At 43.2% G+C, this 21,241-nt stretch carries 27 protein-coding genes; 9 read left to right on the forward strand and 18 right to left on the reverse strand.

Annotated elements, in window-relative coordinates:
• Nucleotides 1–4 precede the first annotated feature (4 nt).
• Both purM and V7O67_RS03930 read left to right on the forward strand, forming a co-directional pair.
• On the forward strand, nucleotides 5–1,009 hold the full coding sequence (purM, locus tag V7O67_RS03925; protein ID WP_406670955.1) for a phosphoribosylformylglycinamidine cyclo-ligase: 1,005 nt from the start codon (nucleotides 5–7) through the stop codon (nucleotides 1,007–1,009).
• A 16-nt stretch (nucleotides 1,010–1,025) separates the two neighbouring features.
• Nucleotides 1,026–1,304, forward strand: coding sequence for a DUF1894 domain-containing protein (locus tag V7O67_RS03930; RefSeq protein ID WP_342306110.1), 279 nt, complete (start codon nucleotides 1,026–1,028; stop codon nucleotides 1,302–1,304).
• Here V7O67_RS03930 and V7O67_RS03935 read toward each other — a convergent pair whose 3' ends face one another.
• The 11 genes from V7O67_RS03935 to V7O67_RS03985 all read right to left on the reverse strand — a co-directional run bounded on the left by V7O67_RS03935 (nucleotide 1,305) and on the right by V7O67_RS03985 (nucleotide 8,697).
• Nucleotides 1,305–1,874, reverse strand: coding sequence for a hypothetical protein (locus tag V7O67_RS03935; protein WP_342306109.1), 570 nt, complete (start codon nucleotides 1,872–1,874; stop codon nucleotides 1,305–1,307).
• 233 nt (nucleotides 1,875–2,107) lie between these two features.
• The gene (mtrH, locus tag V7O67_RS03940) at nucleotides 2,108–3,064 is read right to left on the reverse strand and encodes a tetrahydromethanopterin S-methyltransferase subunit H (RefSeq protein ID WP_406656439.1); all 957 of its coding nucleotides are present in this window, start codon (nucleotides 3,062–3,064) and stop codon (nucleotides 2,108–2,110) included.
• A 15-nt stretch (nucleotides 3,065–3,079) separates the two neighbouring features.
• Nucleotides 3,080–3,310: a tetrahydromethanopterin S-methyltransferase subunit MtrG gene (mtrG, locus tag V7O67_RS03945; RefSeq protein WP_406656440.1), complete on the reverse strand. Its 231-nt coding sequence runs from the start codon at nucleotides 3,308–3,310 to the stop codon at nucleotides 3,080–3,082.
• Between the two features lies 1 nt (nucleotide 3,311).
• Entirely contained in the window at nucleotides 3,312–3,539 is a 228-nt protein-coding gene (locus tag V7O67_RS03950; RefSeq protein ID WP_406656441.1) for a tetrahydromethanopterin S-methyltransferase subunit F, read from the reverse strand.
• A 1-nt stretch (nucleotide 3,540) separates the two neighbouring features.
• On the reverse strand, nucleotides 3,541–4,269 hold the full coding sequence (gene mtrA, locus V7O67_RS03955; protein ID WP_406656442.1) for a tetrahydromethanopterin S-methyltransferase subunit A: 729 nt from the start codon (nucleotides 4,267–4,269) through the stop codon (nucleotides 3,541–3,543).
• Nucleotide 4,270: 1 nt separating this feature from the next.
• Entirely contained in the window at nucleotides 4,271–4,585 is a 315-nt protein-coding gene (locus V7O67_RS03960; protein WP_406656443.1) for a tetrahydromethanopterin S-methyltransferase subunit B, read from the reverse strand.
• Nucleotides 4,582–5,394 carry a tetrahydromethanopterin S-methyltransferase subunit MtrC gene (gene mtrC / locus V7O67_RS03965; protein ID WP_406670957.1) on the reverse strand — a complete coding sequence of 271 codons (813 nt, stop codon included), beginning with the start codon at nucleotides 5,392–5,394 and terminating at the stop codon, nucleotides 4,582–4,584. The genes V7O67_RS03960 and mtrC overlap by 4 nt, the downstream gene beginning before the upstream one ends.
• Nucleotide 5,395: 1 nt before the next feature.
• Nucleotides 5,396–6,106 (reverse strand): tetrahydromethanopterin S-methyltransferase subunit D, encoded by a 711-nt coding sequence (mtrD, locus tag V7O67_RS03970; protein WP_406658291.1) that lies wholly within the window; start codon nucleotides 6,104–6,106, stop codon nucleotides 5,396–5,398.
• Nucleotides 6,107–6,111: 5 nt separating this feature from the next.
• Nucleotides 6,112–7,023 (reverse strand): tetrahydromethanopterin S-methyltransferase subunit E, encoded by a 912-nt coding sequence (gene mtrE / locus V7O67_RS03975; RefSeq protein WP_406656445.1) that lies wholly within the window; start codon nucleotides 7,021–7,023, stop codon nucleotides 6,112–6,114.
• A gap of 256 nt (nucleotides 7,024–7,279) precedes the next feature.
• Nucleotides 7,280–7,666, reverse strand: a complete 387-nt coding sequence (locus tag V7O67_RS03980) for a DUF5402 family protein (RefSeq protein WP_406670959.1) — start codon at nucleotides 7,664–7,666, stop codon at nucleotides 7,280–7,282.
• On the reverse strand, nucleotides 7,666–8,697 hold the full coding sequence (locus V7O67_RS03985) for a U32 family peptidase (protein WP_406670960.1): 1,032 nt from the start codon (nucleotides 8,695–8,697) through the stop codon (nucleotides 7,666–7,668). The genes V7O67_RS03980 and V7O67_RS03985 overlap by 1 nt, the downstream gene beginning before the upstream one ends.
• Before the next feature lie 86 nt (nucleotides 8,698–8,783).
• On the opposite strand from V7O67_RS03985, the gene V7O67_RS03990 reads away from it, so the two are divergent.
• Complete coding sequence (locus tag V7O67_RS03990) at nucleotides 8,784–9,596, forward strand: sugar phosphate isomerase/epimerase family protein (RefSeq protein ID WP_406670962.1); 813 nt, start codon at nucleotides 8,784–8,786, stop codon at nucleotides 9,594–9,596.
• A 53-nt stretch (nucleotides 9,597–9,649) separates the two neighbouring features.
• Here the strand turns inward: V7O67_RS03990 and V7O67_RS03995 are convergent, their stop codons facing one another.
• Nucleotides 9,650–10,060, reverse strand: a complete 411-nt coding sequence (locus V7O67_RS03995) for a universal stress protein (RefSeq protein WP_342306097.1) — start codon at nucleotides 10,058–10,060, stop codon at nucleotides 9,650–9,652.
• 107 nt (nucleotides 10,061–10,167) lie between these two features.
• Between V7O67_RS03995 and V7O67_RS04000 the strand changes: the two genes are divergently transcribed.
• Nucleotides 10,168–10,635 carry a DUF5806 family protein gene (locus V7O67_RS04000; protein ID WP_342306096.1) on the forward strand — a complete coding sequence of 156 codons (468 nt, stop codon included), beginning with the start codon at nucleotides 10,168–10,170 and terminating at the stop codon, nucleotides 10,633–10,635.
• On the opposite strand, the gene V7O67_RS04005 is transcribed toward V7O67_RS04000, so the two are convergent.
• Both V7O67_RS04005 and V7O67_RS04010 read right to left on the reverse strand, forming a co-directional pair.
• Nucleotides 10,632–10,907 carry a hypothetical protein gene (locus V7O67_RS04005; RefSeq protein WP_342306095.1) on the reverse strand — a complete coding sequence of 92 codons (276 nt, stop codon included), beginning with the start codon at nucleotides 10,905–10,907 and terminating at the stop codon, nucleotides 10,632–10,634. The genes V7O67_RS04000 and V7O67_RS04005 overlap by 4 nt on opposite strands.
• Before the next feature lie 211 nt (nucleotides 10,908–11,118).
• A protein-coding gene (locus V7O67_RS04010; protein ID WP_406669886.1) for an IS1 family transposase occupies nucleotides 11,119–11,801 on the reverse strand; the annotation gives its coding sequence in 2 pieces (ribosomal slippage) (nucleotides 11,119–11,441 and nucleotides 11,441–11,801; 684 coding nt in all).
• Between the two features lie 318 nt (nucleotides 11,802–12,119).
• On the opposite strand from V7O67_RS04010, the gene V7O67_RS04015 reads away from it, so the two are divergent.
• Nucleotides 12,120–12,431, forward strand: a complete 312-nt coding sequence (locus tag V7O67_RS04015) for a signal recognition particle protein Srp19 (RefSeq protein ID WP_342306094.1) — start codon at nucleotides 12,120–12,122, stop codon at nucleotides 12,429–12,431.
• Nucleotides 12,432–12,475: 44 nt separating this feature from the next.
• On the opposite strand, the gene V7O67_RS04020 is transcribed toward V7O67_RS04015, so the two are convergent.
• The 3 genes from V7O67_RS04020 to V7O67_RS04030 all read right to left on the reverse strand — a co-directional run bounded on the left by V7O67_RS04020 (nucleotide 12,476) and on the right by V7O67_RS04030 (nucleotide 14,574).
• Nucleotides 12,476–12,655 carry a preprotein translocase subunit Sec61beta gene (locus V7O67_RS04020; RefSeq protein WP_406670964.1) on the reverse strand — a complete coding sequence of 60 codons (180 nt, stop codon included), beginning with the start codon at nucleotides 12,653–12,655 and terminating at the stop codon, nucleotides 12,476–12,478.
• Between the two features lie 94 nt (nucleotides 12,656–12,749).
• Entirely contained in the window at nucleotides 12,750–13,793 is a 1,044-nt protein-coding gene (locus V7O67_RS04025) for an S-methyl-5-thioribose-1-phosphate isomerase (RefSeq protein WP_406670966.1), read from the reverse strand.
• Between the two features lie 49 nt (nucleotides 13,794–13,842).
• On the reverse strand, nucleotides 13,843–14,574 hold the full coding sequence (locus V7O67_RS04030; RefSeq protein ID WP_406670967.1) for a restriction endonuclease: 732 nt from the start codon (nucleotides 14,572–14,574) through the stop codon (nucleotides 13,843–13,845).
• 293 nt (nucleotides 14,575–14,867) lie between these two features.
• Between V7O67_RS04030 and V7O67_RS04035 the strand changes: the two genes are divergently transcribed.
• Both V7O67_RS04035 and V7O67_RS04040 read left to right on the forward strand, forming a co-directional pair.
• Nucleotides 14,868–16,712 carry an HD domain-containing protein gene (locus tag V7O67_RS04035; RefSeq protein ID WP_406670969.1) on the forward strand — a complete coding sequence of 615 codons (1,845 nt, stop codon included), beginning with the start codon at nucleotides 14,868–14,870 and terminating at the stop codon, nucleotides 16,710–16,712.
• Between the two features lie 21 nt (nucleotides 16,713–16,733).
• Nucleotides 16,734–17,465 (forward strand): tRNA (adenine-N1)-methyltransferase, encoded by a 732-nt coding sequence (locus V7O67_RS04040; RefSeq protein ID WP_406670971.1) that lies wholly within the window; start codon nucleotides 16,734–16,736, stop codon nucleotides 17,463–17,465.
• Nucleotides 17,466–17,473: 8 nt separating this feature from the next.
• Here the strand turns inward: V7O67_RS04040 and radB are convergent, their stop codons facing one another.
• On the reverse strand, nucleotides 17,474–18,142 hold the full coding sequence (radB, locus tag V7O67_RS04045) for a DNA repair and recombination protein RadB (protein WP_406658293.1): 669 nt from the start codon (nucleotides 18,140–18,142) through the stop codon (nucleotides 17,474–17,476).
• Nucleotides 18,143–18,560: 418 nt separating this feature from the next.
• On the opposite strand from radB, the gene V7O67_RS04050 reads away from it, so the two are divergent.
• Together V7O67_RS04050 and nrdD are read left to right on the forward strand one after the other, a co-directional pair.
• Nucleotides 18,561–18,812: a glutaredoxin family protein gene (locus V7O67_RS04050; protein ID WP_406670973.1), complete on the forward strand. Its 252-nt coding sequence runs from the start codon at nucleotides 18,561–18,563 to the stop codon at nucleotides 18,810–18,812.
• A 25-nt stretch (nucleotides 18,813–18,837) separates the two neighbouring features.
• A complete protein-coding gene (gene nrdD / locus V7O67_RS04055; protein WP_406671420.1) occupies nucleotides 18,838–21,237 on the forward strand; it encodes an anaerobic ribonucleoside-triphosphate reductase in 2,400 nt (799 codons plus the stop codon).
• Nucleotides 21,238–21,241 lie beyond the last annotated feature (4 nt).

The raw sequence follows: 21,241 nt of genomic DNA on the forward strand, positions 1-21,241 counted from the left end.
CACAATGAAAGATAAACATCTCACCTATGCGGAATCAGGAGTTGACATCGAGGAAGAGGAAACTACCATCAAGGCTCTTACAAAAGGTATGAGCTACGAACGTACGGGTCTTGGTGCACCATTGACAGGCATCGGACATTATGCAGGTCTCATAGACTTCGGGGAATATGCTCTTGCGCTGGCAACAGATGGTGTAGGCTCCAAGGTTCTTATAGCAAATGAGATGAGGCGCTGGAACACTGTCGGGATCGATTGTATTGCAATGAATGTAAATGATCTGCTGGCAATTGGTGCCGAGCCCATATCCTTTGTAGATTATCTGGCCCTTGAGAAACATGATGAAGAATTCGCCGCCCAGATCGGTGAAGGGCTGAGAAAGGGTGCAGAGATTTCCCGGATGTCCATCGTAGGAGGTGAAACTGCAACACTTCCTGACATCATTAAAGGTTTTGACCTTGCAGGCACCTGTCTTGGAATGGTCAGAAAAGAAAACATTATCACAGGTGAGAAAGTTAGCGTAGGGGATGCAATTGTAGGTATTCCTGCGGCTGGTGTTCACAGCAATGGTTACACTCTGGTAAGAAATATCATAGAGCAATCATCCTTTTCTTATCATGATCCTTTCCCTCTGGATACTTCTACGACCATTGGGGATGAACTACTCATACCCACCCGTATATATATGGAGGTCCTTGATGTTATCAGGGAATGTGATGTACATGGGCTTGCACATATAACCGGCAGTGGCCTTTTGAAACTTAAGCGTGTGACCGAACTTGGATTTGATTTCTACGATCCTCTTGAACCGAATGCTATCTTCAAGTTCCTCCAGGATGAAGGCAATGTTGATGACCTGGAAATGTACCGTACATTCAATATGGGCATGGGTTTCGTTATTATCCTTCCGCTTGATCAGGCTGAAAAAGCTGCCAGTATGACTGGTGGAAAAATAGTAGGTCGTATCGTGGAAAAAAGTATAAAGACTGGTGAACTTGTTATTGTTGAATAATCTATAAGGTGTTACCATGGCTTGTATCAATGACATTCCATTTGAAATCCTGTTAAAGGGAGCTACTCCGGCTCAGTGCGATAAACTCATCCAGGAAAAGTCTGATAAGGTGTATCACGTTGCCGGTGGTTATCGGTTGCGTGGTGTGGCTCTTATGGGGGATAATGTTCCGGTTGGAGTAAAAGGAGACGAGGTGTTCTTCCAGTTCATCAAGCCATGTTTTGGACTCTTTGTACTCAGGGTGCCTGATGCCGCAGATATTGCAGAGCAGCTTGAGAAGGATTTTAAAGAATAGTTACAATTTGCTCATTTTTGCAGTTTCATTGATCCATTTAAGGAACTTTCCTGATGGAAACTCGTGAATGGTCGTGGCAATTATTTTGCCATCTCCCAATTCCTTTACAACCATAAGTGGGTTTCCTGTTTCATCACTGAACACTACTTCCGCATCTGTTTTTGAGAAATATCCATCAAATTCTACTTCAGTGCAGGTGTCTTCGACAAGACACTGTGCTTCATGGTCTTTTGTTTTGCAGACGGGGGTTACTTGCTGTTGTTGCTGTACGTATTCGAGTTCCATTGGAAGCCAGTTGTATTTGTAATGAGGTACCATGGGGCTGAATATTACGAGGTTGCCGCCTCTGCTTACAAATTTCTCGAAGTTTTTAACGTTCCTTTCAATTCCAGGCAAGATCTTCGTGTATTCCTTATTCGCAAAACCGGTTGGAATAACCACACATTTGCATGCCGGGGTAAAAGGTGTGCCAATTGATTCAGATACAATTCTCTGGCACTTTATGCCATGCTCTTTGAACAGTTTCTCAAACAACAAAGGATTGTCCCATATCAGCATTGCCTCGGTCATTCTAGATGATAGTATTTGTTGCTTTAATTATTTTGCTCTTGGAAATGTTATGCTTATTATAGGTAGTTCCTGTTTTAGTTCCTCCACATTTGGAAGGTCATACAGTCCAGCCTATAATTGTATGTGTGTATGTGAATTGTAAATGTACGTTGGTAAACAGGGTGCGGGATTTTAAATAATACCTGCGGTTCCTTGCTAAATTGTTAATAAAAAGAAAAAGAGGGCTGGTTTGTTTAAACCAGCTTGTTGATTGGGTGGTTCTCGTCCTGAACTTCGAGACCAAGTTCTTTTGCAGTCTCTGCAAGCATAATGTCAACCATTGCTGTTGCAGGGAATACTTTGTCAGTGTTCTCGATAGGTCCGAAGAGCTGGAAGTTTGATCCGAGTATCTGTGGTACAAGGTTTGTTCCGATATCAGCTGGCATGTAGATTGCCTGCCTCTCTGCTTTTGTCTCGAACTGCTTTTTGTATGCTTTCATCCAGTCCCATGCAGATGCCATGTTGTGGTATCCACCGCCAACAGGCAGTCCAAGGTGTCCCTTGATAGCAATTACTGCTCTCATGGATGCACCGGAACCTGCGCCCAGTGGGGTTGCTGCTACATCGATCAATGGCTTTGTGATTCCACATTCCTTTGCGATTTCAAGCATACCTTTTTCCTGTCCGGTACCGCCGGTTTCAAGAATTTCGAGCTTGCCCTTTACGCTTGGGTCTGTTGCATTGAATGCGAGTACAATGGAAGCATCAATATCACTGTCTCTTATAGCTTCGATCTCGTCTGCGTGGACACTTGCATTGATTGAGTTGTAGATAGCTCTGTCAGCTACACCGATCTCTGTGACATATTCTGCTGCAGCTGCACGAACTTCACCTGCAGATGAGTCAATGAGGAATGGTGTTTTCTCATCAAGTTCAATAAACCAGTCGATATACTTTTTGATTGCTTCTGGAGTTTCACCGACGATCTGGTTCACATAGGGGTTACCTGTGACCTCTCCCATATCAACGATGCTCTGCCAGAGTTTGTTTGCAGCTTCTACATCAAAGACACCTTTGTCCTCATCAGTCACGATCTTGTGCCTGTTGTAGAACATCGTTCCTATGAGTACTGTTGGGTATTCTCCTGGCTGGCCACCGAATTTGACCCCGCCTACATCGAATACTTCTTGTTTCTTATCAAATCTGAACATATGAATAACCTCTTTTTAGATACTAAGCATAGGTGCAAGGAACATAAGGTATAACAGGAATATGATAATTCCAGCTACTGCTCCGTAAAGAATTCCTATGTCTCTTCCTACCTTTTTACCAATGCGCTGAGCAACTTCACTGTTTACGAACTCGATTTTCTCATCTATATTGTTGAGTTTGTCAAGTACTTCGTTGAAATCTGCAGGGTCTACGACGACGCTTGGTACTTTGTCCTGTTCACTCATTTTATATCACGCTCCAGATGAACATCGGGAGTATGACTACCATCAGTATGACGAAGACAAACCCTGCAACAAAACCGCTTATGCCGGTTGCAGATACTCCTGAATCAAGCTTCTGGTTCCTTGCAATAAGTTGAGCCCTGTAACGGATATCTTCTACCACGGCTTCAATGGGTCCCATGGATGGTTCGATCACCATCGGAACTCCTTTTCCATATTCTTCTTCTGCCATGTCAGTTACCTCCGAACAATAACATTCCAAGCACTGTTAGGGTGATAGTAAGACCTATCATTATTCCTTCGACCTTGCCTGCATGTATTCCTGAATGGAACTTGTTCAGGTTACCGATATACATCAGTTCCTTGTTGATTTCAAGTATCCTGCTTCTTACGGTTGCCAGCTCTGCAGCCATTGGTTTGAGTCCGCCGGCCTCTGCGCCTTCTTCACCGTCACCTTCGCCTACTTCAATGACCAGTGGCTCATCATCAAAGGCATCTGTGTCTTTAGATGCGTATTCTTTGATCTTGGCAACGATGGCATCCATATCTTCCGTGCCGATTAAATCGATGATTTCTACCTGATCCTGATATCTCTTGATAGCTTCATCGTTGAGGTTCTCAATATACGGAATGGCACCGGTTGCACCGATAATCCTGTTATCTTTTACACCGTTCTGGTGAAGGGCTATGAATGCCTCTCCGGTAATATGTCCTTTAACTTCAGCTCCGGTAACTATGAAGTATCTGATATTCGGATTCGATATGATGTGTGCAACGACTTTCTCAATACCGAGGTTTTCTGTTTTACATGGTCCTGTAATTGCTGCGCCGGCTTCAAGTTGAGGACCGGCTGCAAGGTGTGAACCACATGTAATAACAGCTACGCTGTCCTGAATATCGCCAACGTCATACTCTCCTTTGAGTATTGGCCATCCAGGAGCTGCATCTCTCTTTGTTGCCATCTTACATCACTCCTAATGCGCCCATTACCAGAAGCATCAGTCCTGCAACTCCCAGACCGACAATTATGCCGTAGAATGCGTTTCCATAGAAACCTGCACTCTGTGAGGCGTTCTCACGTCCCGGGAATGAGTTGAGTAGCGGCTTGTCAGGTGCCAGAGAGTTTACAAGATCATCTGCTATTTTATCAAGTTCGTCAAGCTGTTCCATGATCGGATCCATTGAATAAGCAATGATATCCTCTCTTTCTGCTGCGAGCAATGAGGTAAGCGGATCCAGTACAAGATGTGCTTCCGGTGCTACATGAATCATGCTCATTCCAATTCCTCCTTAGAAGGCAAGAGCCCTGAACCTGTTACCAGGAATGCATCCCTTTTCACACGCTTATAGAATCCTGCAAAGGCGATGTACCAGATTGCCAATCCTATAAGGATTGTAAGGGTTCCTGATGCACCTTCGTTAACGGTTGCTACAATTCCTGCAATAATCATTGCGATAGCACCCTTCTCAAAACCGGTTGCAAGTGTACGATCCTGTGTCTCATCGGGACCGAGGTTTGCATTGAAGGGGTGCAGAATTGCAAGACCGCCTGCAATGAAAATAACTGCTATGTATCCGGTTGAGATGACTCCGATAAGTACCTCATCGAACATGAATGTTCCAATCATGGCAGTACTGAGGCCAATGATAGTGATGGTACCGGCTGTAGCAATCTCTGTCATGGACTGTTCCATGATGGGTATACCCATGTTGAGTACTTTGTTTGCAAGGACACCGACTATAAGTCCGATGATAGCTGCAGAGATCACTGCAACTATGGGTCCTGCTATGCCACCGACTGCAAGTCCGAATGTAGAGGCTACAACACCCATACCGAGTGCGAGCATACCTATGGAAGGTACACCTGTACCAAGACCGTAGCTTGCAACTCTTCTAACTGCTGCAGCACCCCATACGATACCGCAAATGGCAGCAAGGCCACCAAGGAAGGACATGTACTGTCCAACCATGCCCACAAGGAAATATGCTGCATATATTCCGATAATTCCGCCTACAACGCCAAAGGCTATTATATTGTTCTGGGGGATTCCTCCATGGGCTTCTCCTCCAGCTCCTCCTGCTGACATCTCAGAGACCTCCTATGGCAAGTACGCCCATAATCGCTGAGAAGAATGTTGCAATAAGGGATGCTATTACAGCTTTTGGGAATTTCTTGAACTTAGGATCATGGAAACCTTCTATGGTTCCGCCGATGTTGTATGAAGGGATTACCGCATTGACGAAGAAGATACCAACTGCGAAAATACTTGCAATTCCTACAAAAGCGTAAGTGCTAAGTCCGTTATTGATGCTGAGTAGAGTATAATATATAAGAGCTCCACCCAATCCACCAAGTGCGCCACCAATGACACCACTTACGAAGGATACTGTTGGTAGTGCATGTCCTTCAGTACCTTGGGATACGTAAAGATCCTGCCTGTCTTTTGTTATTGGGTCGTACTTGACTTTTGCTGATGCTGGTGGACAACCGACACCATAAACGTATACCAACTGTCCTACGATCATTGTGACCGATATCATTATCATGGCACCTACGGCACCGGATGCAAGAACAAGTGCCATGCTGTCTGTAGCATTCATCATTGCACCGGCAGTGACCAGTCCTGTAAGACCAGCACCAGCTGCAAGCTGAACAGTACCTGTTCCGATACCTGTTGCCTGTGCCATAGCTGCTGGAGCACCACCTACTGGAACGAAGTGAACGCTCCAGGAAATAAGCACTCCACCAAGTGTGATAAGTATTATATGCAAAATGTTAGCTATTAAAATTCCGACTATATCTATCAAGCTGCCACCTCTGCTTCTTCGTCTTGTTTATATGGACCATATGCATTGCGGGCGGCGACTTCAATGTTCCTGTTCCAGATTATGAGTACCAGTACGATAATTACTCCTGCAATAACTGATGCCCAGCCGACTGCATTACCCATAGTGGCATCGAATACCACGGTAATCCATCCGCTGAGGAATACTGTCATACCAAAAGCAATTCCTGTGACCGGTCCACCAAACTTGGCACAGAACCATGAATTGTCAATACCGTTCCTGATTCCGGATTCTGCTTTTCTCACGATGTTACCTGAGTTTGCAGCGTTGAGTCCGGATCCGAATTCTACATTCTGGAATTCACGTTCTGCACCATAGTGAACATCACCAGTGGATGATCCTATCGCACCAACAGTGATTCCCCAAATGAATGCCAGTAGTGGCAGTGAGAACGGGTGTCCTAGAACAGCTATCATAAGATATGATACCACAAGTATACAGAAAGTTGTGATGAATGCATATCCCATAATAACTGGAGTGTGTGATCTTAAAATGTCAAGATAAATTGGTTGTTTGAAACGTTTCTGACTTGCCGATCTGCCGAAATAAGATGATACTGAATAGGTGCCATGTACTGCTGCTGCAAGAATAGCTCCAATTGTCAATGCAAGAACAACGGATGCACCGGTGCCCATCAGAACTGAAGCGATGGTACCACCGATTGCACACATAAGTGCGTTTGATGGTGGTTCACCAGATACGGCTTTGTTATATATCCTGTGTGGATACATCATCTGGGGCGCTAATTGCACCTGGGAGTTTGGGTTACTCTGAGACCCTATATCTGATTCGAGGTCTTCAGATGCCCCTGCAATAGTTGCAGCTGCTCCGATAAGTGCCATTACGCCCATGCCTGTGAGCGGTTCCATTCACATTTCCTCCTTTTTTATTATATGCGCGTAAATCGTGCCAAAATTATAATAATCGCTTTTCGATTCGATGTTTTTTATCATAATTGATATGGCGTAGACTAACGTCAGGTGGTTTACATTATATTAAATACTTATTAAACCTTTCGAATAGATTCGATTAAAAAAGAGGTCTTTTATGAGTATATAATAAAAAAAATTGAAGAGCAGCCAACGGTATAAATATATATTTTGGTTTATATGAGTGAGCTATTTTTTAATCCCGGCGTGTAAAGCTAAGTATATATATGTCAGGTCTTGGTCTTTTGCCAGTACCTCGGGCAAAATCCATGTAACATCTATTGCAAAGTACACGACTGTTGAGTGAGGCTATTTCAGATGTACCTGGCACAACTCTTGCAAAAAGGAAAGACGGTTCTATCTCCAGACTCTCTGATGTCGTTTTCAAATATTCGTTGATGTGTCCCTCAAATATCTCAAGGTCATCGTATTGCAAACCTCTGGTGTTTATGGTAGTTCCTTTGCATCCGCAGGGCAGGGCAAAAGCATCTGCCTCTATGAGAAAAACAGGTTTTGCAAGCAGGTTTCGCAATTTTGTCTCAAGATCACCGCGGTTATTTGCTAATGTTTCTGTAATTGTCATTATTGCCCTCCATTTTCTTTCAGGGGCTTGAGTATATTTTCGCAGCCTTCAGTGGAATATACCTTGATAATCTTTTCTGCCAGTTTTTTACAGTACCCGCATTTATTGCAGACCTTAGTACATTGTTTCCACTGGGATATTGCACCCTCAAGCTCTTTGTTCGGTATGAAGAACAGGTCTCTTATGTCCCTGGGACAATCCAGCAGATCCATCAGGTTTCCGTCGTAACTTCTGTCAGTATATGCACGGACATTGTTCAGTATCCAGTTAGTGAAATGAGTTCTTCCGCCTATCTTGAAGGTGTCCGTGATATGCTCGTAATCCTTAAGATCCTCGGGTCGTATCCACGGTGATTTGATCAGTTGCTGAGGATCATTTATCCTTAGTGACAAACACTTGTAGTAATAATAATCGTCAAGCACGTTCAATTTTGGGCCCGGACCATTGGCATGTGAAAAGAAATTGAAATGTGCATATCTGAAAGGACACTGATAAAGACAACCTTCGTTCACCAGTAGTTTAAGGTCACATGAAACTGAGTCTTTGATGGCTTCCAGTCTTGTGAAATCCCTGTTTACAACCGGGTCCACAACGATGGTATCCGCACCCAGTTCCTCATAGAACTCGGCCTTCTGAGGAGAATCAACAAAGGAAAGGACGGATACAACTACTTCCATATCATAGTCTTTTGTCAGCATTTCCACAAAATATGGCTCTGCAATCGTTATCGAATCTATACCGATATCGTTGAGCCTGTCAAAGTACCAGTTAATCTTATTGAAGCCTTGGGGTGTGAGATGCTGACCGCCCATGCACGAGCTATTGAGTACTATCTCCATCTTCACACCTTTATCGTGTGCATACTCTGTCTGTTCCCGTATTTCCTCTAGCCCAGGTGCACTCAGGTTTGTCCTTCCGGTTCCCACATAGTCGGGAGTTCCTGCCATGTATACTGCATAGATGTCTTCAGAGCCGGATAACAGGTCCTCCAGTCCTTCCATGTGTCCCACGTGCGGTACGTAAAGTTTCATCGTTTGCTGGTACTCTTTAATTAAGATAAGCATTTTGGTGAAGCAAACCAAAAGTATATTATGTCGAACTTATCTCAGTCCTATACATGATACTAGGTGCCTCATCCTTTGCCGGCAGTCTGCCCGAGATTGCATCCGAAGTGCAGTCAGTTGAACTTTACATGCCAAAACTGGGCATTTACAAAAATTCAGAACTCCAGCAAGGGTTATTGGATAGCATTCTTGATGAACTATCCACACTTGACGTTCATACTTCACTGCATGCACCTTATTTTGCAGATGTTCCTACATATCCCAAGGATGTTGTAGTAGACACTGCGAAAATGGATGACAGGGAGTTTCGTCTAATCCGGGAATCTATCGAACTTGCTTCAAGACTTGGATCAAAGGCTATTGTACTGCATCCTGGTAGATTTGGCAGTGATTATGAAGCCAGTTTCAAAAAAATGGTATCTAACCTGAAAATCCTTGCTGCTTATGCAGGGGAATGCGGAGTTATGCTAGGGCTTGAGAACAAAGAAGGCACTTCAACTGGTAACATGTGTTGCAATGTCGAAGGACTTGTTCGAGCTGTGAGTGAAGTTAATTCTGATAATCTTGGTGCAACCTTCGATATAGGTCATGCTAACCTCACCTGTGGTGGTGACTCTGCAAAGCTTCATGAATTTGCAAAGACCCTTGCTCCACATGTGGTTCACGTGCATGTTCATGACAATAGCGGGGTCTGGACTGGTGAGTATGACGGGGATGAGCATCTGGCTCCTGGTGCAGGTACTATTGATTATACTGCCTTGAAAGAGCTGAAGAATTACAAAGGCATCTACAATATGGAAGTTTTCTCAATTGAGGATGTCCGTTCAGGAAAAGAAACAATAAAAAAGGCGTTTGGTATTCTGTAATAGCAATTTGATGTCCAGCTTTATTTTTTATTATCCATTTCTGGCTTCAAATCTTAAATGGTATAGTTAGGTGGCACCACCAGTACCAGTACGTCAGATATCTGCAGTACTTTTTCGGTGACAGATCCGACTAGTTTTTTCAGGCCATTCTTGCCCTGTGTGCCAATGACTATGCGATCAACACGCATATCTTCAGCAACCTCTACTATTTTTTCAGGAGCGCTACCATCTTCTATGATGGTTTTTATTTTTTCCCTGTCGCATCCTGTTTCCAAAAGAATGTCTACGATTGTGGAAATAACCTGATCCGCACCTTTTTTTTGCCATGTCTTTCTTGAGAATCCCTTATCCGGGACGACATGGAGGATAATTAGCTCATAGTCATGTTTTAGAGCTATCTTTCCTGCAACTTTGGCTGCATTTGAAGAATAAATTGAACCATCTGTAGGGATGAGTATTTTCATTCTATTTCTGAACTGTGCAAGTTATTCTTAAATATGTTGGAATACTATTGTGTAATACAATGGCTGCAATACCAAATGTGTGTCAGTCTGATAATTGGTGAATGACCATGAACAAATACCGCAAATTCAAAAAGATGAATAACAAAAGTTATTCCGATGTAACCCGGTTTTTGAAAGAGACAACACATCTTACGGCAAGGGAATGGGTCATCTCCAGGATGTGTGCTGATTTTAAGAATCTCTCCAATCAGTCGGAAATGACATGGATAGGCGAGAACCTGCCGGAGCTTGTTCCGTTCATGGATGAGTCTTATTCAAGACAGGAAGTTTCAAATGCTAGGGCATCTTTCAAGAAAAAAATTCAGCGCAGCGGTACTACGTTCTTTTATGCATATTATGCAGGCCTTATAACACAGGAAGAAATGCTATCGATGATCCACCAGATGGTAGCGGATATAAAAAAACTCATGGACACAGAAGGAAGCGAGGTTCCTGAAGAGCATGCCACAGAGGTTCAGTTACTCGTTGCCGAGGTACTGAGAAATATAAATGAATCACTGGATGAAGAGTATTAGCACTCTTCAAGCCCATTTCTTTTACAGTAGTTTAAATACCCAAGTAACATTCTCATCTCAATCTGCCTGATATACCTTGCCTGTACTTTGGATACATGCAAAGTGTTGTCTCCCATTTTTAGCTTTATGTCTGAATCTTTGGGCACACTCATGTCTGCAGAGACTATAGCAGGCCCGCCGCAGGTAGTGCACAGGCGGTAGTCCTTTTTAGAATTACGGATAAAGTCTTCAACTTCAGTTTCAACTTTTATTTCCCGGGGTGTGTCTATCATTGGTACAAGGCAGTATTCTGTATACTTAAGTCTTATCCATTGTCACCAACAATCTGTCGATTTGCAGGCTCCTGAGAAAAATGATATTAAAGTTTGAAGTAGCAATGTATTATACTAAAGATCTGCAAGATGCGGTCCTATGATCTTAAAAAAATAGTGAATAAATTAGTCATCGCAGCTTTGTACATAGTGAGTTAAAAATTTGGCATTGTTAATTAAACATAGCTAGTTCTTTATTCCTATATTTCATCAAGAGCAAAACGGAGATTTTTAGCATTTCAAGACTTTTAGTATAACACTTTGACTTTCTCCTTAGTCTTGCCAGGAAATGCCTAAATATGCTGTTGTATCCTTCAACAGTATATGTTTCTGCTTTTGATCGAGTATGGATGTTTCTGGGGACTAACTTGGCATATGCCCTCCAATAATCCGTCATTACTTCCCCAACCTCTTTTGTCTTTAACTTTTTCCAGAGTTTTTGTCCTGTTTTTGTTCCTCTGCTGCCAAAAGAGCAATCGATGAATTTCTTCCCATATCTATCAACAGCAATCCATATCCAGCAGTAGTTTTTTTATTCCCAATATAAGTATGCATCTCGTCCAATTCCACAACAGAAATCTCATTTTCACTTTTTAGATCCTCTAATTCACTACCAAATTTTCGAATCCATTTTTGAACAGAAACATGACTAACGCCCAAAAAACGTCCAATTGAACGAAATCCCAACCCCTCCAGATAGAGTTGTAAAGCCTGTCGCTTAACAGATACGGGGCTAGCGGTGGATTTTATATCTACTGAATAGTTGTATCCACAATCATGGCATTTGTAGCGTTGTCGACCATCAATCCTACCGTTCTTCTTATGACTGGAACTCTTACACTTTGGACAATTCATATATAAAAAGAGGCCATCATATTATATAACGATGTTTAATTACCAAAGCCAAAAATTTATATTTTAAGATTATTCCTCATTGGTTTCAAGACAATAGTACATATTTTTAAGCTCATTTTCTTTATAAATTTCACAGTCTCCTCATATGCAACCTTTTGCTTCATCAATTCATTTGCTCTTTTCAAAAGCACGAAATAATCCTTCCATGTGTTCGACTTCAAATAACTAGTGCATTACATTGTAATGTATGTCCAGTTTATTTTTCTCATTTAAATGAGGGTTTGTGCAAGTTTCATTTTCAGGGCAAATTTAAATTCAATGAGTTGTATTGTTAGACTCATGTTGATGAAAGACAGGGGTAAACTGGTCATATGGCCTGCGTACATCGATAAGACTAAATCAAGGCGTGACGGCCGCATTGTCTCCAGAAAGACTTCGGTGGAGTCCCCAACTATCAATGAAATAAATCAGGCGGCACAAAAGCTGGGACTCAATCCTGAGGTGGAGGCAGACAAGGCTTATCCTCGCAGCTGGTGGGAAACTAGTGGTAGGGTGCTTATAGATAATACTGCACCAAAGACTCATCTGTCCAGAAGGATATGCTCCGCTATCAAGGAAATGCGTTCCTGATAGTTTACTATTTTATTTCAAAAAAAGAATGATTGGGATATGGCTTATGCTATTGGCCACATTCCGAAGTTTGCATCAAGTATAAGGATAATAATTCCGATAACTATGCCAATCGTAATCACGGTTTTCGGATCTATGTGTATCGCTTTTTTGTCAGCCTCATAATAGCGCATAAGACCTGCAGATGACATCAGCCCGGCGCCGCTTGATTTCTTTTTTGTCATGTTATCTCCGTGTAAATGTTACTAGCAGTATTAATGATGTTTTTGTTGTTATTTATTGTCCTTCATGTAACTAATCGTTTAAAAGATTGTGCTCTCATACAATTATTTCGTCCAGCAAGAACGGTGGATAAAAAACACCTTTTTCCGTTATCACAGCAGTCACATTCTCCATAGGTGTCGCATCGAATGCCGGGTTGTATACCTTCACATCAGCAGGTGCTATCTGCACATCCTTGAAGAAACGCAACTCATCGGAATCTCTCTCCTCGATGGTAACAGTATCCTCCCAGTTTTCAGGATCAAGAGTGGATATGGGAGCAGCTACGTAGAATGGTATTTCATGTTCTTTTGCAAGTACCGAGTGGGTATAGGTCCCTATTTTATTGAAGACAGCATCTCCTGTAATCCTGTCGGCGCCTACGATGACCTTGTCAACCATACCCTTGCTCATTACATGGCCTGACATGGAATCGGCTATAAGTGTTACATCTATGTTGTCCTGCATGAGTTCCCACGTGGTGATCCTTCCACCCTGGTTCAGGGGTCTTGTTTCACATGCAATGACTTTGATCTCCTTTCCTTCCTCTACGGCTGAGCGTATTACACCAAGTGCGGTTCCCCAGTCAACACAGGCCATCTTCCCTGCATTGCAATGTGTCATGACCGTGTCACCATCATCAAGCAGTTTGGCACCGTATTTTCCCAGTTTTCTATTCGTTTCAACATCCTCATCTGCGATGTTTTTTGCTTCGGCCAGCACGATATCCTTTATACTGTCAAGGTCGTATGCATCCGAAATTGCATCGATTACCCTGTCCACACCCCATCCAAGGTTGACTGCTGTCGGGCGTGTGGCCTTGATGGTATTTGCCGCAACTTTCAGATCCTTTGTAAGACCATCCATATCATCAGCACTGCTCAGGGTTGCTGCAAGAGCGATACCAAATGCTCCGGCAGCTCCGAGGGCAGGCGCACCTCTGACACGCAGGGACTTGATTGCCTCGCAGAGAGAGGCAAGTGTTTTACACTCGATGACTTTGTAATCCACAGGGAGGAGTGTCTGGTCTATCATTATAATTGAATTTGATTCGTCATTCCAGTCAATAGTTCTCATGATATCTACCCGATTAAAAGTCATGCCTGGAATAAAAATGTGAAGGATACTTTAACTTTATGTTCGGTATATATCACTCAGCAATAAAATATGGTTCTCTATCAACTATTGCGGCGTTTACTTTTCTTTTAAGCCAAATTTTTAAATCGCCTTCTTCTTCCAATAAAGCAACTATCTCTTTAAGAGTAGATAGTGCTATTATGGCTCCTGCACTTAGCGCGTCTCTGCAATTAGATATTGCCGGTTCTGTAAATTCGGAATAGGATATGAAAAATCTTCTTGCATGCCCCCCTCTATTAAACAAGCGTACTAAGTGTTGGGATATGTCTGCCGTGCCGATGGGTGTATTCCACCATTTCATTTCAACTAAATAGAGGTGTCCTTCAAGTTCAATAAGTCCATCAATTTGTTCAATAATCCCTTCGGCACATTTGCCTTTTATAGTAAATGTCTCACGAACCGAAATGTTGTAACATGCAAATAAATCGTTTAAGACTTTTTCAAGAGATTTACCACGTTTTTGAGCATTTTGTTGTCCAAATAGTGAAAAAAGTTCAGTTTTAACACTTTGGAGTTTAATTGCTTTGTTTTGTTTTTCGGCACCTAACTTTTTTTGTTGCTCCAAACGCCTACGTTTTTCTTCATCCTTTTCAATTTTCATTTTTGTAAAGCTATCTTTAACATTTACCATGTCGCGTACTTGTGCAACTAATCCTCTCGCAGCTGCTCGATCATTATCCCAACAAACGCTGAAATCTTCAAATTCTGTTACCCGTTTTATTATTTCCCTTCTTGCCGCAAGCAATCTATCTCCTTGTTCATTAACCGCAGATAGGATTTCGCGTGAAACATGATATTTATTGAAATCGTTTCTATTAGTTTGCAATAAATCTTCGAAGGGTTTGTGATTTGTTTTGGAACTCCTGCTCCTTTAAAAAACAAGAGCAAATCTGGTTTTGATTTGCAAAGTTTTGGAATCACATCAATCAAGGTCTTTAGTAATTCCGGTGGATAATGATATGTTTTCTCTTTCATGTATAACAATATTACTGTTATTGTTCAAACTTTATTTATTCCAATAGTCCTTATTATTTTCCAATGCAAAAACCCCTGATAATCCATGATCCTGTTCACAAGACCATCATACTTGATGAGTTCGAACAGATGCTCCTGAGCACAAAGCACGTGCAGCGCCTGCGTCATATACAGCAACTTGGGTTAGTTGATCATGTTTATCCTGGTGCCAACCACACGCGTTTTGAGCACAGCATCGGAACCATGCACATGGCATCCGTAATAGGTCAGTCCCTGTCACTTGAGGACGAGGACATACGCAAGATACGTCTTGCCGGACTCCTGCATGATGTGGGTCACTCTGCATTCTCCCATGCAGTTGAGAATGTGCTCAAACGTAATCCTCTATTGCAACCAGTTATCGAGGGTAAGAAATTCATCAAACATGAGGCATTCTCGAAGGACATTATTTCCAGATTGCTCCCGCAGGATAATTATATCGCACAGTATGTGGAATCAGAATTTGGTACAGACCCGTTCCAATTCTTTGATGAGATCTCAAAGATAGCTACCGGGGATGCTCAGTCCATTTCAAAACCGTATCTTGCTCAAATAATCGCAGGTGATGTGGATGCCGACAGGATTGATTTTCTCCTGCGTGACTCGTATCACACGGGTGTTTCCTTCGGGCTCATAGATGTTGACCAGATAATCGGCAGTCTCATCATCAAGGATGAAAATGTCGTGCTGGGAAGCTCTGACGGCTCAAGCTATGGAAGCGATATGGCTCTGACGGCTGCTGAATCTTTGCTGATATCCAGGGCTCATCATTATACTGCGATCATACACAACCCGAAGACTCAGGCTGCCAGGGTGATGATACTCTATGCGCTTGAGGATGCACTCGAACATTTCAAGGATGCATCAGGGGTGGATATTGCAAAGGATGAGGTCGTTCGTTTCTTCACTGAATATAATGACAACGAGCTGCTCAATTTTATCCGATCAAGTGCATCTGAAAAATCATGTAAGTTACTGGATGACCTGCGTGATGGCAGGTTATATGTGCCGGTAGCCCGACTAAGTCAGAAAATTATCAGGCCATCAACAAGGATGGCACTCTCCACTATTGCTCGTCATGGGGTGGCTACAAAAAGGCTTGAGGCGAGACTTACTCAGGAATTTGGAGATGTACTTGTGGACCTTACGGTGGCTTCCGGCGTCCCGAAGAGTATGCGCATAGCCATCGGGGAGGAGGATGCTTTCTTTTACGATGAATCGGCACTTGCCAACGGTCTTGTGCGAGCAATCTCAAGACAGTTATCACTTACTGCTTTCTCTCACCCGGACGTGGTAACGGATAAAGATTCAAATGCTGTTCTCTCAGAGTTACGCAAGGTGGTCGATGACCTTTCACCCCGGCTGCTTAATTTCACTCGTGAAGATCAGTATCTTCCAATAGAAGGCATAATCCTGTTGTTCTATGCAGTGCACAGTCTCTTCACAGAAGAGAAACCGGGTTATATTTCAATCCCGCGTCTTCGGCATATTACCTGGCTTTATCGTACCATCCGTGAACTAAGTGGCTTCCCTAAATTGAAGAACCTTTTCGATTACTCTTTCCATGAAAGATACGGTTTCCCCTACAGTGATCGGCTCTTTGAGGATATACAGATACTTGTGGCTATGGGGATTGTTGATGAAGACCTGCGTTACTATGAAAAGGGTGGAAGGTTCCGGCAGAGTTATGAATATGTGCTGACATGGGATGGAGTCGAGTATGCAAGGGCGCTTGCAGATGCCTACAGGCAGGAGTTCGAAGAGATAATGGATTATCTTGTGATGAATAAGCATTCGGTTCCAAGGGATATTGTCACTATTCCGCTTAGCAGGTATGCATCACGAAAACGCCAGAAAGGTGTAAATTAAATGCAATCAGGTGAATTGGTTATGCTTAAGACCTCCTACAGGGGTAAGGTCAGGGAGTTTATTGTAAAAGTATCCGATGATGAGTTCCATACGGATTTCGGGATAATCGATCTTTCGGTTCTGCTGGAAAAGTCACCTGGTGACAGTGTGACATCACATATGGGTCAGGAATTTACGTTGCAGCGTCCGAGAATGCCTGATTTTTTCAATCATGCGAAAAGAACCGGTGCTCCTATGATGCCCAAGGACATTGGCACTGTAATTGCATATACCGGACTCAATAAGGATGATGCTGTACTTGATGCCGGAACCGGCTCAGGGATACTTGCAATGTATCTGGGGTCTATAGCAAAACATGTCCTCAGTTATGAGGTGCGTGAGGATTTCGTGGATGTTGCCAAGCAGAATGTCCTGAATGCAGGGCTTGATAATGTGGAAATAAGATGCGGCAATATCGTCGATGAGATATCTTCCATTGAAGATAGTTTTGATGTAGTTACTCTGGATACCCAGGATTCAAAGGATGTCATCCCCCATGTCAGGAAAGTATTGAATCCTGGTGGTTTCCTGGTTACATATTCTCCATTTTTTGAGCAAACAAAGGATATCAGGAAGGCAATTGATGTCGCAGGTTTCTACGATGTCAGGACTATGGAATTTTCCGAGCGTGAGATATCCTTTTCAGAAAGAGGTACCAGGCCGGCAACTTCAAGGGTCGGTCATACAGGCTTCATTACTATAGCAAGGGTCTGAATTATTTTTTATCTTATACCTTCATTGGTGATTTCGAAGTTGCAGGTGCTGCCTTCACGTATTGAGCGGTGTTTCCAGAGCTTGGCACGTCTGGTGCCTTCTCCTGTTTTTTCCAGCTGGAAGATTGTCTTGGAGATGTGTTCTATTCCGCTCCCTCCAATGGGTTTCAGTGTACCTGTAACCACATCGCTGTAGACCTGGTTGGTAATGACAACAGCGAGCTTGTGTTTGCGTGCGATACTATGTAGGAATCCTATCTGGTTTGCAAGTTCCCGCCTTGACCTTATGCTTGATTCTTCCTGGTCAAGTTCAAACCTGTAGAAGGCGGTTGCGGAATCGACTACTATCAGGCCTATCCTGTCTGACGCAAGCTTCTCTATTTCTTTCACTGCAGCATACTGTTCTTCAAAGCTGGTCGGCTCGAAGATGATAATTTCCCGGGCTATTTCTTTTGCATCTTCTCCGGCTATCTGCTTGAATCTCTGGGGTGAGATGGCTTCTGTATCGATATATATGACTTTTTTTCCTTTTTTGACACACTCAATGGCCAGCTGCATGCACAGGTTCGTTTTACCGCTTCCAGCTTCTCCGAATATCTGTGTCACGATACCGGTTTCAAAACCTCCTTCAAGGAGTTTGTCTATGGACTGGCTGCCGGATGATAGCTGTTTGGTTATCTTTTACACCTCTTGTTCTGAACTACGTGCTATAATAGAATTTATAATATACATCTTTTGTCAATGTTATTGCAGTTCTCTTTATGTGTCTTTCTTTTTGCTTGCTTTTTTTTTGTTGGGGGCAAATCTTGGTCTGCGTATATTTATTATTATAAAATACATATAACACCAATACTGTGTCATATATGTTATCAAACATGTTTCATATATGGTATTAATATTGTTTCTTGTATATTCAAATGGAGTTTGAAAAAGCATTATTAAGCTAAAGCTCATTTGTATAATTTACCTCACGGTGAAGAAGATTAAGTTAAAAACAATGCCACTCGTATATGCTTTTGCGGTTGGCATTGTTGTTTCTCTCCAGGAGGTCAGTTATATAAATATTGCTTTATAAATAAGAAGGGACGCGAGAAACATGGCTGAAGTTATTATATATACTACAAAAACATGCCCGAAATGTGAACAGCTGAAAACGGTACTTGAATCAAAGGGTATTCCTTTCGAAACAGCCGACATGTCAACTCCAGAAGCCCTCACTGAATTGAAATTCAATGGTGTGTTCACCATGACCGCACCGGTCCTTCAGATAAACGACGAGTTTTTAACTCATAAAGACCTTTTCAAGGGTCCTGATGTTAACCTGGAAGTATTGGGTAGTATAATCTAAATGCAATCAAATTGAGGTGGGAATGATGGACGTATGTGCTACTAATACAAAAGGAAAAATAGAACTTGACAGGTCAGACTTGGGAACTGGCAAACAGGTTCGCGCAGAGGAAGATGAGAGGATAGATATCAGTATGACACCGCTTACAAAACCAAATGCTATTCAAAAGACACTTGATGGTCACACGATCTCCATAATGCCCAAGGTGCGTACCACAGTGGGGCATATGGTTGAATGGGACCGCAATATCATTATCAACCAGTTAATAAAAGAGACTAAACTTGCTGAGAGGTTCCATGGAAAACCTGGTATGGAAAAGGAAGAGGCTCAGGATATTGCAAAGGAAGTTGAGCGCCGTATCAGAAGTCTTGATCTGAAGTTCCTTTCAGGTCCTCTTATCAGGGAAATAGTAAATATAGTACTTCTTGAGAGGGGACATGTTGAGTGGAGGAATATCTCTACAAGGGTAGGTACTCCTGTATACGATGCATGCGAGATTGACCTTGGAAGTGGTTTTGAGGCCAAGGACAATGCGAACCTGCAGGAAAACGCTGAGACCTCTCACAAGAAAAAAGCAGATAAAATATCCAAGGAGCAGTATTTGCTTTTGCTGCCTCCGGAAACTGCAGATTTGCATCTTAACGGTGATCTTCACATACATGACCTGGAATATCTCGGTACCCGTGCATTCTGTCAGGACTGGGATCTCAGGTATTTCTTTTATTATGGACTCATGCCGGACGGCTCAGGTGCAAAGGCAAGTGTAGCCGGTCCTGCCATGAAGGCTGAAGTAGCCATACTGCATGCTGTGAAGGCACTCGGAAGTGCCCAGACTAATTTCGCAGGTGGACAGGGCTTTTACAACTTCCTTACTTTCATGGCTCCTTACTTCGAAAGCAAGAGCTACAATGACATAAAGCAGCTCATGCAGATGTTCGTATATGAGATGACCCAGATGATGGTAGCCCGCGGTGGACAGGTTGTATTCTCCTCCGTTCAACTGTCCCCCGGTGTACCAAAGCTTTGGAGAGATAAACCTGCAGTTTTCAAGGGCAGGGTCCATGACGGTGACAACGGTACACAGAAGCGTACCTATGGTGAGTTCGAGCGCGAAGTGCGCCTGGCTTTCAAGGCTCTTATGGATGTAATGATAGAAGGCGACAACTGGGGCAAGCCATTTAACTTCCCCAAGCCGGAAATCTCAATCGAGCCTGATTTCATGGAAGAGGATGAGTTCTTCAACAGGGCACATCCTGACCTGCCAAGTTACGAAGAACTATACGACATGACTTTTGAGTTGGCTGCAAAGTTCGGTACACCTTATTTCGATAATCAGTTACCTGAATACAGAGGTGCAGGCGAAGGTATATCCTGCTATCAGTGCTGTGCATACCAGTTCTCAGCCAATGCTGATGCTGATGACAGTTTTGAGGATAAGCTCCTGTTCAAGGACGGAAAACACTTTTCCATGGGTTCCTGGCAGGTCGTGTCCCTTAATTGTCCGAGAGCTGCATACAGAGCTAACGGGGATGACAGTGCCCTGTTTACAGATCTGAAGGTTCTCATGGATCAGTGTATAAAACTGTTCAAGACAAAGCGCAGCTGGATGGAGAGCATTATAGAGAGCAACAGGATGCCCTTTGCGACCCAGAGGCCAAAAGACCCGGTCACCGGCAAGAAAGGTGCAATAGCTGTTGATATTGATGCGCTGGTCTGCACTATCGGTGTAATCGGCATAAACGAAATGGTTCAGTATCACACAGGTTCCCAGATACATGAGTCAAAGGATGCTTTCAAGTTCGCTATCAGGGTGATGACCGAGATGGAGATGTACGCACATGAGCTCAGCCAGAAACACGGTCTGGAAATAGCACTTGCACGTACTCCGGCAGAGACAACAGGTCAGAGGTTTGCAGTATCCGACCTGCTGCATGATGAGTACAAGGAGTCCGTACTTGAGGTTGTCAAGGGTGACAAGGAAGCAGCCCTTGCAAAACTCGGAAAGGCTCATGACCTTCCGGTCTATTACACCAATGGTACGCATGTACCACCAGGTGCCAATGTATCCCTGATCGACAGGATCAATATCGAACACGTATTCTTCCCAATAGTTGACGGCGGTAACATCTGCCATATCTGGATGGGTGAAGGTGCGCCTGATGCGAAGGGACTCAAGGAATTTGCAATGAACATTGCAAGGAACACCCAGATTGGCTATTTCGCTTTCACCAAGGATATGACTGTCTGTCTCAATGACTTCCACATAATGTCCGGCCTGAAATGCTCCTGTGAGAACTGCGGTTCAAACGATGTTGAGCAGCTTTCAAGGGTAACCGGATATGTGCAGGCTGTGAACGGCTGGAACAATGCCAAGAAACAGGAGCTTGAAGACAGGATGCGTTACAGTTCAAGTGATATGATCTGATCGC

This window comes from Methanolobus sp. ZRKC4, from assembly GCF_045291305.1.
Taxonomy (GTDB): domain Archaea; phylum Halobacteriota; class Methanosarcinia; order Methanosarcinales; family Methanosarcinaceae; genus Methanolobus.

Coding starts and splice junctions, on each gene's coding strand:
- V7O67_RS04000 (WP_342306096.1), top strand. CDS start 10,168: ATGAACAAATACCGCAAATTCAAAAAGATGAATAACAAAAGTTATTCC.
- V7O67_RS03980 (WP_406670959.1), bottom strand. CDS start 7,666: ATGACAATTACAGAAACATTAGCAAATAACCGCGGTGATCTTGAGACA.
- mtrG (WP_406656440.1), bottom strand. CDS start 3,310: ATGAGTGAACAGGACAAAGTACCAAGCGTCGTCGTAGACCCTGCAGAT.
- mtrE (WP_406656445.1), bottom strand. CDS start 7,023: ATGGAACCGCTCACAGGCATGGGCGTAATGGCACTTATCGGAGCAGCT.
- V7O67_RS04040 (WP_406670971.1), top strand. CDS start 16,734: ATGCTTAAGACCTCCTACAGGGGTAAGGTCAGGGAGTTTATTGTAAAA.
- V7O67_RS03950 (WP_406656441.1), bottom strand. CDS start 3,539: ATGGCAGAAGAAGAATATGGAAAAGGAGTTCCGATGGTGATCGAACCA.
- mtrC (WP_406670957.1), bottom strand. CDS start 5,394: ATGTCAGCAGGAGGAGCTGGAGGAGAAGCCCATGGAGGAATCCCCCAG.
- V7O67_RS04050 (WP_406670973.1), top strand. CDS start 18,561: ATGGCTGAAGTTATTATATATACTACAAAAACATGCCCGAAATGTGAA.
- mtrH (WP_406656439.1), bottom strand. CDS start 3,064: ATGTTCAGATTTGATAAGAAACAAGAAGTATTCGATGTAGGCGGGGTC.
- mtrA (WP_406656442.1), bottom strand. CDS start 4,269: ATGGCAACAAAGAGAGATGCAGCTCCTGGATGGCCAATACTCAAAGGA.
- V7O67_RS04020 (WP_406670964.1), bottom strand. CDS start 12,655: ATGACAAAAAAGAAATCAAGCGGCGCCGGGCTGATGTCATCTGCAGGT.
- V7O67_RS03930 (WP_342306110.1), top strand. CDS start 1,026: ATGGCTTGTATCAATGACATTCCATTTGAAATCCTGTTAAAGGGAGCT.
- nrdD (WP_406671420.1), top strand. CDS start 18,838: ATGGACGTATGTGCTACTAATACAAAAGGAAAAATAGAACTTGACAGG.
- V7O67_RS04035 (WP_406670969.1), top strand. CDS start 14,868: ATGCAAAAACCCCTGATAATCCATGATCCTGTTCACAAGACCATCATA.
- V7O67_RS04005 (WP_342306095.1), bottom strand. CDS start 10,907: ATGATAGACACACCCCGGGAAATAAAAGTTGAAACTGAAGTTGAAGAC.
- V7O67_RS03990 (WP_406670962.1), top strand. CDS start 8,784: ATGATACTAGGTGCCTCATCCTTTGCCGGCAGTCTGCCCGAGATTGCA.
- V7O67_RS04025 (WP_406670966.1), bottom strand. CDS start 13,793: ATGACTTTTAATCGGGTAGATATCATGAGAACTATTGACTGGAATGAC.
- V7O67_RS04015 (WP_342306094.1), top strand. CDS start 12,120: ATGAGTTGTATTGTTAGACTCATGTTGATGAAAGACAGGGGTAAACTG.
- V7O67_RS03960 (WP_406656443.1), bottom strand. CDS start 4,585: ATGAGCATGATTCATGTAGCACCGGAAGCACATCTTGTACTGGATCCG.
- purM (WP_406670955.1), top strand. CDS start 5: ATGAAAGATAAACATCTCACCTATGCGGAATCAGGAGTTGACATCGAG.
- V7O67_RS03985 (WP_406670960.1), bottom strand. CDS start 8,697: ATGAAACTTTACGTACCGCACGTGGGACACATGGAAGGACTGGAGGAC.
- V7O67_RS03995 (WP_342306097.1), bottom strand. CDS start 10,060: ATGAAAATACTCATCCCTACAGATGGTTCAATTTATTCTTCAAATGCA.
- V7O67_RS03935 (WP_342306109.1), bottom strand. CDS start 1,874: ATGACCGAGGCAATGCTGATATGGGACAATCCTTTGTTGTTTGAGAAA.